Source organism: Candidatus Allofournierella excrementavium, from assembly GCF_048526665.1.
Classification (GTDB): Bacteria; Bacillota; Clostridia; order Oscillospirales; family Ruminococcaceae; genus Allofournierella_A; species Allofournierella_A excrementavium.
On sequence record NZ_DBGFPE010000036.1, the window covers coordinates 36069 to 51012 of the forward strand.

The window sequence follows — 14944 nt, forward strand, 5'->3', positions numbered from 1 at the left end:
CATATCGAGGAGGCCGCCATGGAGTATCTCATCCTGGGGCTGCTGCTTCTCGCGCCCATGACCGGCTACGAGCTGCAGCGGTTCATCAAGCAGAACCTGGCCCTCATCTGCTCTTCCAGCGCGGGCAGCGTGCAGACCGCCCTGACCAAGTTGGAAACGGAGGGCCGCATCGCCGCAGCCGAGACCGTGGAGGGCCGCCGGCGCAAAAAGACCTTTTCCATCACCCCGGCGGGGCGGCAGGCCTTTGAGGCCTGGGTGGCCCGGCCCATGCAGGCGGGAAAGGTGAAGAACATGGAGCTGGCCCGGCTGTTCTTCCTGGGGCTGGCCCAGCCCGCCCAGCGCGCCGCCGCCATCCGGGACTACATCCGCCAGATGGAGGAGACGCAGGCGGTGCTCGCCGCCATCCGGGAGCAGTTCCGCAAAGCCCAGGCCGGGCCGCTGCCCCCCGGGCAGAACTGGGACGAGGTCTTTCGCTTTCAGGGCTGCACCATCGAGTACGGCATCGCCGCCGCCGAATTTGAGCGGCAGTGGTACAGCCGCCTTTTAAAAGAATTGGAGGAAGAGGAATGAACATTCTCGTGCTGAACGGCAGCCCCAAGGGCAAGGCCTCCGCCACGCTGCACACGGCGCTGTATCTGGAGGCGCTGCACCCGGAGCACACCTTTGAATACCTGCCGGTGGGGGTGCGCATCAAAAGCTACGAAAAGGATTTTGCCCTCGCCCGCGCCGCGCTGGAAAAGGCGGACCTGGTGCTCTTCTGCTACCCGGTCTACACCTTCCTCGCGCCCTATCAGCTGCACCGCTTTGTGGAGCTGATGAAGGAGAGCGAGCCGGACCTTGCGGGCAAATTCGCCAGCCAGATCACCACCTCCAAACACTTCTACGACGTGACCGCCCACCGCTGGGTGGAGGAGAACTGCTTTGACCTGGGGATGAAGCCGGTGCGGGGCCTCTCGGCGGACATGGAGGACCTGCTGAGCGAAAAGGGCCGCCGGCAGGCTCGGGACTTCTTCGACCAGCTGGTTTTCGCCTGCGAGCACGGCCTCTTTGTCACGCCGCCGCCCGCCGCCTGCGCCCCGGCGCGGCCGGCTTACCGCGCCGCCCTGCCCGAAACGCCCAAAACAGGGGACAAAGACGTGGTCATCGTGACCGACTGCGCCCCCGAAAACGCGGGCCTTGCCGCCATGATCGCCGATTTCCGGGCCGCTCTGCCCCATGCCAGCCGGGTGATAAACCTGCGGGACTTCCCCTTCGCGGGCGGGTGCCTGGGGTGCATGAACTGCGCCGTCACCGGCAAGTGCGTCTATAAAGACGGCTTCGACGACTTCCTGCGGGGCACCGTCCAGACCGCCGACGCTTTTGTTTATGCATTTTCCGTTTCCGGCCACTCCGCCGGGTCGCTGTTCAAGTGCTACGACGACCGGCAGTTCTGCAACGGCCACCGGGCGGTGACCCAGGGCAGGCCGGTGGCCTATCTCGTGCAGGGCGACTATCGGAATGAGCCCAACCTGCGGATGGTGCTGGAAGCCCGGGCCGAGGTGGGCGGCAACTATCTTGCGGGTGTGGCCACCGACGAGGCCGACACGGCGGCGGACATCGCCGCGCTGGCGGCAAACCTCGCCTTCGCGCTGGAAAAGGGCCTCTCCCGCCCGGCCAACTTCTACGGCGTGGGCGGCAGCAAGATTTTCCGGGACCTCATCTATGTGATGCGGGGCATGATGAAGGCCGACCACAAATTCTACAAGGCCCACGGGGCTTATGATTTCCCCCAGAAGCAGAAAAAGCGCATTTTGCAGATGCAGCTGGTGGGGGCGCTGCTGGCGGTGCCCGCGGTGCAAAAGCAGGCGAAAGGAAAAATGACCGAGGCCATCGTGGGCCCCTACCGCAAGGTGGCGGAGGCGGCGAAGGCCGAAGCGGAAAAAGGAGCAAAACAATGAATTTCACACCCATCGACCTGGAATAGTGGCCCCGCCGGGAGCACTTTGAGCACTATCTCACCCGCGTGCCCTGCACCTACAGCGCCACCTTCACGCTGGACATCACCCGCCTGCGGGCAGGCGGCAAAAAGTTCTATCCCGCCATGCTGCACCACATCGCCGCGGTGGTGAACGCCCACCGGGAGTTCCGCATGGCGCTGGACGAAGCGGGCCGGCCGGGATTTTACGACGTTGTCCATCCCTGCTACACCGTGTTCCACGAGGACAGCCAGACCTTCTCCAACCTCTGGACCGGGTACGACCCCTCTTACGAGGCGTTCCTCGCGGCATGGCTGCGGGACAAGGAGGAATTCGGCGGCTGCCATGCCATGGAGGCAAAGCCCGGCACTCCGCCCAACACCTTCCCGGTGTCCATGCTGCCCTGGGCGTCCTTCGAGGGGTTCAACCTGAACCTGGAAAAGGGCTATGACTACCTCGCGCCCATCTTCACCATGGGCCGCTTTTACGAGCGGGAGGGCCGGGTGCTGATGCCGCTGGCGGTGCAGGTGCACCACGCCGTCTGCGACGGGTTCCATTTGTGCCGGCTGGTGAACGAGCTGCAGGCGCGGCTGGACCGGGAAGAGGCATAAAAAAGCCCCCGGCCGGTGAAAGGCCGGGGGAGAAGATCATTTCCTGTCCTGCCGGGGCAGCTGGGCGAAGAACCGCACCAGGAAGGGCACGCTGGTGATAAAGGTGAGCACGTCCGCCAGGGGCTGGGCGATCTGCACGCCCCGCAGCCCGATGACCAGCGGCAGCACCAGCATCAGCGGCAGGTAATAGAGCCCCTGCCGCAGGCTGGACAAAAAGGTGGCCGAGGTGCTCTGGCCGGTGCTCTGGAACAGCATGTTGGCGCAGGTGCCCAGCGGCACCAGCAGCATGGCGCAGCACTGCAGCCGGCAGGCCAGCACCCCGATCTCGATGACCTGCGGGTCGTTGCGGAAGGCCTGGATGAGCCAGGGCGCGGCCAAAAAGGTGCCCAGCGCCACCACGCAGATGCAGCCTTCGCCCAGCAGCAGGGTGAAGCGGAAGGCCTGCCGCAGGCGGTTGAATTTGCCCGCGCCGTAATTGTAGCCCGCCACCGGCTGGAAGCCCTGGCCGATGCCCAGCATCACCGCGAACACGAACATGAAGATGCGCCCCACAACGCTCATGGCGGCCACGGCGGCGTCGCCGCCGCACTGGCCCGCCTGCCAGTTCAGAAGAGCGGTGGCCACGCTGGCCAGCGCCTGACGGGCAAAGCTGGGCAGACCGCAGGCCAGGATGTTTTTGAGGCCGGGCAGGTCCCGCCCGATGAGCCGCACCGAAAGGCGCAGCTGGCTTTTGCCCACAAGGAACATCGCCAGCAGAAGGCAGAAGCTCACGCACTGGGAAAGAGCCGTGGCCAGCGCCGCGCCCGCGATGCCCATGTCGAACACAAAGATGAACAGCGGGTCCAGCAGGATGTTCAGAATGCCGCCGGTGGTCAGGCCGATCATGGCAAAGGCGGCCTTGCCCTCATAGCGCAGCATGTTGTTCATGGTGAAGCTGGCGCACATCAGCGGCGCGGCCGCCAGGATGTAGCGCCCGTAGTCGCAGGCGTAGGGCAGGATGGTGTCCGTCGCGCCCAGAAGGCGCATCAGCGGCTCCAGAAAGATGAGGCCCCCGACGCCCAGCAGCGCGCCGCAGCCCAGCGAGGTGAAAAAGCCCATGGAGGCGATGTGGCTGGCCTTCTGCCCCTCCTGCTGGCCCAGCAGGCGGCTGATGACGCTGCCCGAGCCCATGCCCACCATGAAGCCGAAGGCCTGGAGAATGGCCATCAGGCTGAACACAACGCCCACCGCGCCGGTGGCGCTGTTGCTTTTCAGCTGGCCCACGAAAAAGGTGTCCGCCAGGTTGTAGATGGAACTCACCAGCATGCTGGCCACCGTGGGGACGGCCAGGGTGACGATGAGCTTCGGAATGGGCGTCTGGGTCATCTTGATGAACTGAGCGCTGGACGCGCCGGCGGAATTCTGCATATTCGATTGCCCCCCTTGAAAAAATGTGCGGCGGGGGGCTTTGCGCCCGGCCCGCCGGCCCCGGCGGATACTGCGCGGCGCATCTGCGGCGCGCGTTCCGCCCCTCTTGTTTTCGTATCGTTCTTTTTTATCATAACATGCCCGTCAAATCACGGGACAAATTTTACATTTTGGGGCAGGAGTTTCCCGCCTTCTCAGATTGCCTTTTCAACCCAAAAAGACTATACTGTAATTTGCGTGCCAAGGGAGCGGCGCGCCCGTTCCCTTTTCAAAAGAAAGAGTGAGTCTATGTCGAAATACTGCGTCAAAAAACCCTACACCGTGGTGGTGGCGGTGGTGATGGTGATCGTTCTGGGCGTCATCAGCTTCATGAACATGGTCACCGACCTGCTGCCCGCCATGGAACTGCCCTATGTGGTGGTGGTCACCACCATGCCCGGCGCAAGCCCCGAGCAGGTGGAAAGCCAGATCACCGCGCCGCTGGAGGCGGGCCTGGGCACCGTGAACGGTGTGGCCAATGTCACCAGCACCTCCTCCGAGAACGTGAGCACCGTGGTGCTGGAGTTCGACGGCGGCACCAATATGGACAGCGCCATGGTCAACCTGTCCACCGCGGTGGACCAGGTGCGGGGCGCTCTGCCGGACACCGCCGGCAACCCCATGCTGCTGCAGATTTCGCCGGACATGCTGCCGGTGATGATCGCCGCGGTGGACATGGAGGGCATGGACGTTTACCAGCTCACCGATTTCGCCTCCGAGACGGTCATCCCCGCCTTCGAGCGGCAGGCGGGCGTGGCCAGCGTCAGCGGCACCGGCCTTGTGGAAAAGAGCGTGGAGATACGCCTCAACGAGGAGAAAATCGAGGCCATCAACACCAAGGTGCTGGCCAGCGTGGATGAGGAACTGGCGGACGCCAAAGCCGAGCTGGACGACGCGCAGAAAAAGGTGGAGGACGGCCGCGCCGAGCTGGAGAGCGGCAAGAACGCCCTGGAAAACCAGCAGGGCGACACCGCCGCCGAACTGGCCGACGCCAGCGCCCAGCTGGATTCCGCCATCGCCCAGGCCCAGGCCCTGGCCAGTCAGCAGACCGCCCTGGAGGCCAGCAAGGCCGCGCTGGAAGGGGAGCAGAAAGCCCTGGAAGGCTACAGCATGCTGAACGCGGCCTTCGCCGGGCTGGAGAGCACGCTGCTGGAGCAGATGGGCGGCCTGTTCGGCAGCTACGAAGAACTGTACGCCGCGTGGAGCGCGGCGCCGGATATGTTCCCGGGCCTGGACCTGCCCGCCAGCCTTCCGGCCAGCGTGCAAGAGGCGGCCGAAATGCCCGCCGCCGACTTTGAAAAAATGAAGACGCTGCTGAGCCAGGGCCCCATGGCCGGGCAGATGGCCGCCCTCACCCAGGACAGCCTGAAAAGCATGCTGGCCATGGTGGGCAGCAACGCGGAGGACCCGAGCGCCCGCCTTGACCAGATCGAAGCGGCTCTGGCCGACCTGAACACCGAGCTCATCGCCGCCAAGGCGATGGCCGAGCAGGCAAAGGCCGGGGTGGAAAAGGCCCAGGAGGCCTACAAGAAGCTGGAGGAGGGCAAGATCCTGGCCGCGGCGGGCTTCGGCAGCGCCTCGGCCCAGCTGGCCGCCGCCGAGAGCGCCCTCAAGGAGGGCGAGGCCCAGCTGGAGGACGCCCAGGAGCAGTTCGAGGACGCCCGGAAGGCGGCCCTGGAACAGGCGGACATGAGCCAGCTGCTCACCAAGGAGATGGTGGCCAATCTGGTCATGGCCCAGAACTTCGCCATGCCCGCCGGCTACCTCTACCAGGGCGAGGACCAGTACCTTTTGAAGGTGGGCGACGCTTTTTCCAGCGTGGAGGAAGTGGAGAACGCTCTGCTGCTGCACATGGACGCGGGGGACGTGGGCGATGTGCGCCTGTCCGACGTGGCCGATGTGACGGTCATCGACAACTCCGGCGAAAGCTACGCCCGCATGAACGGCAACCCGGCGGTGGCGGTGAGCATCCAGAAGGCATCCACCGCCTCCACCAGCGAAGTGTCCAAAACGGTGAACGAGGCCATTGAGGAGCTGGAAGCCAAATACCCCGGCCTGCGCATCACCCCGCTGATGGACCAGGGCGTTTACATCCAGATGACGGTGGACTCGGTGCTCTCCAACCTCGGCTGGGGCGCGGTGCTGGCGGTGCTGGTGCTGGCTCTCTTCCTCAAGGACCTGCGCCCCACCCTGGTGGTGGCCTTCAGCATCCCCATCAGCCTGATGTTCGCCGTGGTGCTGATGTACTTCTCCGGCGTCACCCTCAACATGATAAGCCTCTCGGGCCTTGCCCTGGGCGTCGGCATGCTGGTGGACAACTCCATCGTGGTGGTGGAGAACATCTACCGTCTGCGCAGCCAGGGCGTGCCCGCGGCCAAAGCCGCCGTGCGGGGCGCAAAGCAGGTGAGCGGGGCCATCGCGGCCTCCACCCTCACCACCGTCTGCGTGTTCCTGCCCATCGTCTTCACCGACGGCCTCACTCGCCAGCTCTTTGTGGACATGGGCCTCACCATCGCCTATTCGCTGCTGGCCAGCCTCATCGTGGCCCTCACCCTGGTGCCCACCCTCAGCGCCACCATGCTGCGCCAGAGCAGGGAAAAGCGCCATCCCTGGTTTGACAAGGCGCTGGAAGGCTATGAGCGGGCGTTGGACTTCTGCCTGCGGTTCAAGGCGGTGCCCCTGACGCTGGCCACCGCCCTGCTGGCGCTGTGCATCTGGCACACCACCCAGATGGGCATGGAGTTCATCCCCAGCATGAGCGCCAACCAGATCAGCGCCACCCTCACCCTGCCCGAAGACACCAAGCGCGCCGACGCCTACGCCCTCACCGATGAGGCCATGGCGCTGATGCAGCAGGTGGAGGGCGTGGAGACGGTGGGCGCCATGGACGGCGGCACCGGCATGAGCATGATGGGCATGGGCGGCGCGGCCGCCTCCGACACCGTGGAGAGCATGAGCTTCTATCTGGTGCTGGACGAAAACGCCGACAGCGAAAAGGCCGCCGACGACCTTGCCGCCCTTTCCGGCCAGCTGCCCGGCTGCGAGGTGAGCGTGACCACCTCCAGCATGGACATGTCGGTGCTGGGCGGCAGCGGCGTGGAGCTCATCGTCCGCGGCCCGGACGTGGACGAACTCAACCGCATCACCCACGATCTGATGGACATCCTCCGGGGCGTGGAAGGGCTGGAAGAGCCCACCAACGGCCAGGAGGAGGGCACGCCCCAGCTGCGGCTGGTGGTGGACAAGGACGCCGCCATGCGCTGCGGGCTCACGGTGGCGCAAATTTACAGCGAGCTGGCCTCCGCCCTGACCACCGAGACCACCTCCACCACCCTCACGGTGGGGGCCGAGGATTACGAGGTGGTGGTGGCGGACGAGCGGGGCCGCCTTGACCGGGACACCCTGATGAACTACGAGTTCGAGGTGGCCGGCACCGGCCCCGACGCGGAACCTGAGACCCACACCCTCTCCGAGTTCGCCAGCCTGAAAGACGACCTCAGCCTTGCGGCGGTGAACCGGGAGAACCAGCAGCGGTACATGACCGTGAGCGCGGCGGTGAAGGAGGGCTATAATGCCACCCTCATCAGCCGCGAGATCCAGCCCACGCTGGACAGCTACGATATGCCGGACGGCTACACCCTTGAGGTGGGCGGCGAGACCCAGTCGGTGGCGGACGCCATGCAGGATCTGGTGCTGATGATCCTGCTGGCGGTGGTGTTCATCTACATGATCATGGTGGCTCAGTTCCAGAGCCTGCTGGGCCCCTTCATCGTGATGCTCACCATGCCGCTGGCCTTCACCGGCGGCCTGGGCGCTTTGTGGATCGCCGGGCTGCCCCTCTCGGTCATCTCCATGCTGGGCTTCCTCATCCTGGCGGGCGTTGTGGTGAACAACGGCATCGTCTTTGTGGACTATGCCAACCAGCTGCGGCTGGAGGGCATGGAAAAGCGCGCCGCCCTCATCGAGACCGGCAAGACCCGCATGCGGCCCATCCTGATGACCGCCCTCACCACCATCCTGGCCATGAGCACCATGGCCTTCAGCACCGGCATGGGAGCCGAGCTGTCCAAACCCATGGCGCTGGTCACCATGGGCGGCCTTGGCTACGCCACCCTGCTCACCCTCTTCATCGTGCCGGTGTTCTATGACCTTCTGTTCCGCAAACCCATGAAAAAGATCGACGTGGACGACGAGGACTGACCCCCGCCGCCCAAAAGAAAGGATGTCAACAACAATGGCGATGCTTCTCAACTGCCTTGTGCTGGTGGTCGGCTTTGTGCTGCTGGTCAAAGGCGCGGACTTCTTTGTGGATGGTTCCTCCGGCGTGGCCCGCCGCCTGCGGGTGCCCGGTGTGGTCATCGGCCTCACCGTGGTGGCCATGGGCACCAGCCTGCCGGAGGCCTCGGTGTCCATCACCGCCGGCCTCACCGGCAACAACGGCCTGAGCCTGGGCAACGTCATCGGCTCCAACATCTTCAACCTGATGGTGGTGGCCTGCGTCTGTGCCCTGATGATGAGCTTTGTGCCCGACAAGGAGCTGATGGTGCGCGATTTCCCGGTGTGCATCGGCGCCAGCGCCCTGCTGGTGTTCTTCATGTGGGACGACACCCTCCAGCGCTGGGAGGGCATCGTGATGCTGGGCCTGATGGCCGCCTACATCGCCCTCACCGTGGTGCAGGCCCTGGCCTCCCGCACCCCGGAAAGCGAGGAGGAACCGGTCAGCCTGCTGCGGTGCATCGCCTTCATCCTGCTGGGCATGGCGGCCATCATCTGGGGCGGCGATCTGGTGGTGGACAGCGCCAGCAACATCGCCGCCGCGCTGGGCCTCTCCCAGACCCTCATCGGTCTGACCATCGTGGCGGTGGGCACCAGCCTGCCGGAGCTGGCCACCAGCATCGTGGCCGCCCGCAAGGGCGAAAGCGGCCTTGCCCTGGGCAACGCCGTGGGCTCCTGCATCTTCAACATCCTGTTCATCCTGGGCGCGTCCAGCGCCCTGACCCCCATCGAGAGCGCCCGGGGCGTTCTGGTGGACGGCATCATCATGACGGTGCTCACCGCGGCGCTGTTCATCTGGTGCCGCATCAAGGGCCGGATGACCAAGCCCATGGGCGCGGCGGGCCTGCTGGCCTATGTGGCCTACACCGCCTACCTCATCGTCAACGCATAAAAAGACCGGGCGGACACGTCAAAAACGTGTCTGCCCGGTTTTTGTTCAAATATTCAGCAGCAAGCACACCGCCATGCACACCGGCTGATGGATGAGATAAAGCCCCAGGCTGTGCCGCCCGACCCATTCCAGCGGCGGGCAGGCAAGGCGGGGAAGAAATCCGTCCAGCCGGGGACGGGCCAGCCGGCAGAGGAACCACCCGGCGAGGAACAGGAAAAACCAGGGCGCCAGCGGGAAGTAGTCGCTGCTGGTGAAGGTCGGCCCCGGCAGGCCCAGAAAGGCCAGGGCGTTCCAGCGGTAGAGCCCGGCGGGCAGTTCCAGCCGCCACAGCCCCAAAAGCCCCAGATACCCTTCCGGCAGATGGCGGGTGAGGGCAAAGAGAAAGAGACTTGCGCAAAGCCCCGCGGCGGCGGGCAGCTTTTCCAGCGCAGGGCGCAAAAGCCAGGCCAGAAGCACCGCGCAGCCCAGCAGGTTCAGGATGCCGAAGCGCACCGCCTCGCTGGGCAGGGCCAGCAGCGTCACCGCGCTCACCGCAAGGCCGCACAGGTTCAGGATGAGGCCGTGGCGCAGGGCCCGGCGGCCGAGATGAGCGGAGAACCCGGCGGTGAGGATGAAGGTGCAGCAGATGGCCTGCTGCCAAAGGCGGCTGGGCCAGAGGAAGTACCAGCCCGGCAGGCGGCCGAACACCTCGAACCAGTCATAGCAGAAATGGAAGGCCACCATGTTCACCACCGCCGCGCCGCGCAGGATGTCCAGCCAGCGGTAGCGGGTCTTTTGTGCAACAGCCATGGCTCACACTCCTTTTGGCGGGGTCAGGTCGATGGGCACCGGCGCGTCCAGCACCATGCTGTCCGGCGTGACCCGGCAGTCCATGGCCAGCAGCTGCACCCCGGCGGCCTGTGCCTCGGCCAGCGCCCGGCCAAAGGCGGGCTGGGTGGCCCAGTTGGGGCGGAACAGCCGCACCCCCTTTATCTGGATGACCACCAGCACGCAGCACTGCCAGCCCCCGGCGGCCAGCGCGGTCAGCTCCCGCACATGCTTCAGGCCCCGCAGGGTGGGCGCGTCGGGGAAGGCGGCCACGCCGTCCTCTTCCAGGGTGCAGCCCTTCACCTCCACCAGCAGCGGCGCGCCGCCGCGCGAAGCGTAGAAGTCGAAGCGGGAATCCCCCACGGTGTATTCCGCCCGCAGGCCCGAAAGCTCTCCCAGCCCCCCGGCGGCCAGCCACTCGCCGGCGGCCTTGTTGGGGGCGGCGGAGTCCATGTTGATGAGCAGCGGTCCCTTTTCCACTGCCACCAGGTCCCAGGCGGTCTTGCGGGCGGGATTCTCCGCCCCTGCCAGATACACCGTGGCGTTCGGCGTCAGCAGCTCGGCGCAGCGGCCGGTGTTCTTCACGTGCACCCGCACCGGCGCGCCGTCCAGAAGCACCTGGGCGGTGAAGCGGTTCTCCCGCAGAAGGAACTGTGCCGTTCGAATGCGCTCGTATGTCATAAAAAGACCCTTTCATGGTGCAGTTTGCGTCGCAAAACGGCATTTTAGGCCGTTTTGCTTGACGGATTTCGCTGTGGTGCTATAATAAAATGCAAGGTTTCCGAATGGGGGAAACATGTGAAAAGGAATGGAGGACATTCATATGAAAAAGACTGCTCAAACCGTGATCAGTGCTGATAAATATTATACCATCACCGCCGCCAATGGCAAGGTCGTGGAGGTCGCCGACTACAACACCGAGAACGGCGCCGCCATCCAGCTGTGGGACTACGCCGGCGAGGAGTGGCAGCAGTGGAGCTTCGTGCGCGCGGGCGACGGCGTCTACCGCATCTGCAACCGCTTCACCGGCAAGATGCTGGACCTGATCGCCGGCGGCGTGGTGGACGGCACCTGGGTCCACCAGTGGGAGGGCGCCAGCGGTTCCAGCCAGCTGTGGGTGCTGGAATCCACCGGCGACGGCCGGGTGAAGATCAAGTCCAACCTGTCCGGCAAGTGCCTGGACGTGGTGGGCATGAACCAGGAGAACGGCGCCCGCCTGCAGATCTGGCAGGACGTGGGCGGCGAGAACCAGACCTGGACCGTGGCCGAGGCCAAGGCCGCCAAGAAGCCCGCCGCGAAGAAGCCGGCTGCCAAGAAGCCCGCCGTCAAGAAGGCCGCTCCCGCCAAGAAGGCCGAGGCTGCGAAGCCCGCCGCCAAGGCCGAGCCTGCCAAGAAGGCCGAGGCCGCGAAGCCCGCCGCCAAGGCCGAGCCCGCCAAGAAGACCGCGGCCGCCAAGCCCGCCGCCAAGAAGGCCGGCAAATAAACCAAACCGCCGAACCAAAGCCCCCGGCAGCCTGCCTGCCGGGGGCTTTTCCGGCCCCGTCGGTGACTTTGCTACGGTGGCCGGGGCCGTTTTGTGGTATCATGCCCCCATACCCCCGCCGCAAAGGGGAAAGGAGTGTTTTGAATGGGATTTACCGTGGAGACAAGCGTTTCGGCGCTGGCAGTCTTTTTCCAGGGCCTTTTGAGCTTTTTCTCGCCCTGCGTGCTGCCGCTCATCCCGCTGTACCTGGGCTATCTGGCGGGCGGCGCCTCCGCCGAGGACCTCACCGACCGCCAGCGCCGCCGCCTGACGCTGCGCAACACCCTGTTTTTCATCCTGGGCATCAGCTTCGCCTTCTTCGTGCTGGGCCTGGGTTTCACCCAGCTGGGCCGCTTTTTCACCGGCAACCGGGCGCTGGCCGCCCGCATCGGCGGCATCCTGGTGGTGCTGCTGGGCCTTGTGCAGCTGGGCTTTCTGGAAAGCCGCTTCATGCAGCGGGAGTGGCGGCTGCCCTTTGACCCCAAAAAGTGGGGTACCAGCCCCCTGGCCGCGCTGGTGCTGGGCTTCACCTTCAGCTTCGCCTGGACGCCCTGCGTCGGCCCCGCCCTCACCAGCGTGCTGCTAATGGCCGCCAGCGCCGCCACCCGCGGCCTGGGCTTTGTGCTCATCGGGGTCTACACCCTGGGCTTCGTGCTGCCTTTCCTGGCGGTGGGCCTGTTCACCAGCCAGGTGCTGGTCTTCTTCAAGCGCCACACCGGCTGGCTCAAGTGGACCGCCCGGGCGGGCGGCGTGCTGCTCATCCTGATGGGCGTGATGATGTTCACCGGTTGGATGAACGGCTTCACCGCCTACCTCAGCGGCGTTTCCGGCACCGGCGGCCAGAGCACCGCCTCCGTGAGCCAGAGCGCCTCCCAGCCGGAAAGCGAGCCCGCCGCCGTGCCGGGCAGCGAGAGCCAGAGTATCGAAAGCCAGAGCGAGAGCGAGAGCAGCCAGAGTGCCGCGTCCTCCGCGCCGGAGAGCGGTTCCACCTCCGCCAGCGAGCTGCCCCCCGCGCCGGACTTCACCCTGGTGGACCAGAACGGCCAGGAGCACACCCTCTCCGACTACAAGGGCAAGGTGGTGTTTTTGAACTTCTGGGCCACCTGGTGCGGCCCCTGCCAGCGGGAGATGCCGGAGATCCAGCAGCTCTATGAGGATTGGGGCGAAAACACCGGCGAGGTGGTGGTGCTGGGTGTGGCGAACCCCATGGACCCCGACCGCCCCGGCAACGCCGACAGCCTCACCGCCGGGGAGATCGGCGACTGGCTGGAGGAAAAGGGCTACACCTATCCCACCGTGATGGACGAGACGGGGGAGATCTTCGCCCAGTACGGCATCAGCGCCTTCCCCACCACCTTCATGATCGACGCGGACGGCAACGTCTTCGGCTACATCACCGGCAGCCTCACCCGCGACATCATGGACAGCATCATCGAGCAGACCCGCACCGGCGTGCGCGCCGAGTGAACGAAACGGCCCCCGGAGGCAAAGCCTCCGGGGGCCGTTCTGTCTTGAAAATCAGGCCAGCACCTTTCCCTCGGGGAAGGCGGCGCGGAACACCCGGCGCACCAGCGGTCCGGCCAGCAGCAGCTGAAGGGGCAGCGCCATGATGAAGTTGCGGGGGATGTTCACCAGCCAGTTCCCCGGCACGCCCGTCCAGTTGCCGGTGTGGAACGCGCCTTCGCAGGCCCCGTAGAGGGACATGAGCACCACCATCACCACCACCATGCCGCAGGAGATGCACAGGATCTTTTTCAGCGCGCTGTCCTGAGGCTTGACCAGAAAGCGGAACGCCACGCCCTTGGCGATCTTGGAGGCCACGAACCAGTCGCAGCACATGCCCACCACGTAGGCGAAGGGGAAACCGAGCCAGCCGGCGGCCAGGGCCTCAAGGGTGAAGCGGCCCTGCTGCAGCGCCACGTTGTAAAAGCTCATCCACAGCACCATCACAAAACACATCATCACGGTGTAGATAAGGCTTTCGCGTTTGTTCTGAGGCATTTTTACAATCCTTCCTTGTTTGAAATGTTGCGGGAGTCATCATATCACACAAAGGCGGCGCCTCGTAATTGTGAGTGCCGACAAAGATGTGCCAACAAGGCGGTGGACCCATGCGCGTTTTCACCGGGGAAGGCGCGGGCGGCCGGGCGTGCTGCTTCGAAAGGAGAACGACAAAGAAAGCCCAGTCTTTCGGCTGGGCTTTTTGAATGGAGCGCAGTGTGCTGCCGCCCGGCAGGGCGGGGAAGCGAGGAGCAGCAGAATAAGCGCACGATGATTTTTTGCAAAAAAGTCGCCGCAAGCGATACACAGCTTGCACGTTTGCCGCCCGGCAGGGCGGCCGGGGCCCCCACGAAAATTTGCGCAGCAAAGTTTTGTGGGGAGAAGGAGGAATGACGGAGCGGTATGAGAAAAGCCCAGCCTTTCGGCTGGGCTTTTTGAATGGAGCGCAGTCCATTCCGACGTGGTGCCGGCGGTGGGACTTGAACCCACACGGTGTTGCCACCAACGGATTTTGAGTCCGCATCGTCTGCCATTCCGACACGCCGGCATTTTGCGGGGCAACGCATGTATTATACTATGCCTTTGGCGAAAAATCAAGCGAAGGCCGCCGAAGGGACGCGGCGGAGGCGTGAGGTGTGTGAATTCTACAAAGAAAACAGACCTTTTTTGTGAGATACTGGGCAAATCGCTATTGACAAACCGGGTGCCGTGGGATAAACTAAAGGAGATAAAAATTGACCCCGACTGGCCTCTGCGAAAGTCGCCTTTCGCGGAGGTTTTGTCTTATGATCCATCTCACGCCACAGACGCTGGCCCGCGCGCGGGCAGGGCAGGAGGCCGCGGTGGCCGCGGTGCTCACCCACATGATGCCGCTGCTGCGCCGTGCCGCCGCCCGGGCCGTCTGCCCGGGGCTGGAGTTTGACGATGCCCTGCAGGAAGGCATCATCGGCCTGTTCGGCGCCATCAAGACTTATCATCCCGGCGGCAGCGCCTCCTTCGAGACCTATGCCGCCGTGTGCATCCGCAACGCGGTCACAGCCGCCCGGCGGGCTGCCGGGCGCAAGAAAAACGCCCCCCTCAACCAAAGCCTGCCGCTGGAGGACGCCGCGCCCGCCCCCGGGCCGGAAGAGCTGGCCATCCGCCGCGAGCAGCTGCGCACCACCGTGGCGGACATCCAGACCCGCCTTTCCCCCTTCGAGCGGGAGGTGCTGGCGGCCCACCTGGCCGGCGGCAGCTACCGCCAGATCGCCCGGCAGCTGGGCTGCACCCCCAAGGCGGTGGAGAACGCCCTCGTCCGCCTGCGCCGCAAACTGCGCGGCAGCCACCCCACGCACTGAGCCTTCGGGCTTAGCATATATGCCCCTGTAGCTTAACACTTAGAGCATTGGTCCAAACCAAAGGTGACGGTTAAAATCCTTCCGCGGGCAAAAATCAA

At 65.0% G+C, this 14944-nt stretch carries 11 protein-coding genes, 1 tRNA gene and 1 pseudogene; 8 read left to right on the plus strand and 5 right to left on the minus strand.

Annotated elements, in window-relative coordinates; genetic code table 11:
• Positions 1-18 precede the first annotated feature (18 nt).
• The 3 genes and pseudogenes from ACMI1Q_RS09160 to catA all read left to right on the plus strand — a co-directional run bounded on the left by ACMI1Q_RS09160 (position 19) and on the right by catA (position 2566).
• The gene (locus tag ACMI1Q_RS09160) at positions 19-570 is read left to right on the plus strand and encodes a helix-turn-helix transcriptional regulator (RefSeq protein WP_419503558.1); all 552 of its coding nucleotides are present in this window, start codon (positions 19-21) and stop codon (positions 568-570) included.
• Positions 567-1937: an NAD(P)H-dependent oxidoreductase gene (locus ACMI1Q_RS09165; RefSeq protein ID WP_419503559.1), complete on the plus strand. Its 1371-nt coding sequence runs from the start codon at positions 567-569 to the stop codon at positions 1935-1937. Before ACMI1Q_RS09160 ends, ACMI1Q_RS09165 begins: the two co-directional genes overlap by 4 nt.
• A pseudogene (gene catA, locus ACMI1Q_RS09170) lies at positions 1934-2566 on the plus strand (type A chloramphenicol O-acetyltransferase). Before ACMI1Q_RS09165 ends, catA begins: the two are co-directional and overlap by 4 nt.
• Positions 2567-2602: 36 nt before the next feature.
• Here catA and ACMI1Q_RS09175 read toward each other — a convergent pair.
• Positions 2603-3973, minus strand: a complete 1371-nt coding sequence (locus ACMI1Q_RS09175) for an MATE family efflux transporter (protein WP_419503560.1) — start codon at positions 3971-3973, stop codon at positions 2603-2605.
• A 288-nt stretch (positions 3974-4261) separates the two neighbouring features.
• Here ACMI1Q_RS09175 and ACMI1Q_RS09180 point away from each other — a divergent pair, with 288 nt between their 5' ends.
• Positions 4262-8212 (plus strand): efflux RND transporter permease subunit, encoded by a 3951-nt coding sequence (locus tag ACMI1Q_RS09180; RefSeq protein WP_419503561.1) that lies wholly within the window; start codon positions 4262-4264, stop codon positions 8210-8212.
• A 34-nt stretch (positions 8213-8246) separates the two neighbouring features.
• Positions 8247-9179, plus strand: a complete 933-nt coding sequence (locus ACMI1Q_RS09185; RefSeq protein ID WP_419503562.1) for a calcium/sodium antiporter — start codon at positions 8247-8249, stop codon at positions 9177-9179.
• Positions 9180-9224: 45 nt separating this feature from the next.
• Here the strand turns inward: ACMI1Q_RS09185 and ACMI1Q_RS09190 are convergent, their stop codons facing one another.
• Positions 9225-9968, minus strand: coding sequence for a heparan-alpha-glucosaminide N-acetyltransferase (locus tag ACMI1Q_RS09190; protein WP_419503563.1), 744 nt, complete (start codon positions 9966-9968; stop codon positions 9225-9227).
• 3 nt (positions 9969-9971) lie between these two features.
• On the minus strand, positions 9972-10667 hold the full coding sequence (gene sfsA, locus ACMI1Q_RS09195) for a DNA/RNA nuclease SfsA (protein WP_419503564.1): 696 nt from the start codon (positions 10665-10667) through the stop codon (positions 9972-9974).
• 142 nt (positions 10668-10809) lie between these two features.
• Between sfsA and ACMI1Q_RS09200 the strand changes: the two genes are divergently transcribed.
• Together ACMI1Q_RS09200 and ACMI1Q_RS09205 are read left to right on the plus strand one after the other, a co-directional pair.
• Positions 10810-11469, plus strand: coding sequence for an RICIN domain-containing protein (locus tag ACMI1Q_RS09200; RefSeq protein WP_419503565.1), 660 nt, complete (start codon positions 10810-10812; stop codon positions 11467-11469).
• 144 nt (positions 11470-11613) lie between these two features.
• Complete coding sequence (locus ACMI1Q_RS09205; RefSeq protein WP_419503566.1) at positions 11614-12975, plus strand: cytochrome c biogenesis protein CcdA; 1362 nt, start codon at positions 11614-11616, stop codon at positions 12973-12975.
• A 51-nt stretch (positions 12976-13026) separates the two neighbouring features.
• Here the strand turns inward: ACMI1Q_RS09205 and ACMI1Q_RS09210 are convergent, their stop codons facing one another.
• Both ACMI1Q_RS09210 and ACMI1Q_RS09215 read right to left on the minus strand, forming a co-directional pair.
• Positions 13027-13509 carry a DUF2798 domain-containing protein gene (locus tag ACMI1Q_RS09210; RefSeq protein ID WP_419503567.1) on the minus strand — a complete coding sequence of 161 codons (483 nt, stop codon included), beginning with the start codon at positions 13507-13509 and terminating at the stop codon, positions 13027-13029.
• A 461-nt stretch (positions 13510-13970) separates the two neighbouring features.
• Positions 13971-14056, minus strand: a tRNA-Leu gene (locus ACMI1Q_RS09215).
• Positions 14057-14294: 238 nt separating this feature from the next.
• Between ACMI1Q_RS09215 and ACMI1Q_RS09220 the strand changes: the two genes are divergently transcribed.
• Positions 14295-14846, plus strand: coding sequence for a sigma-70 family RNA polymerase sigma factor (locus tag ACMI1Q_RS09220; RefSeq protein ID WP_330056359.1), 552 nt, complete (start codon positions 14295-14297; stop codon positions 14844-14846).
• Positions 14847-14944: the final 98 nt, after the last annotated feature.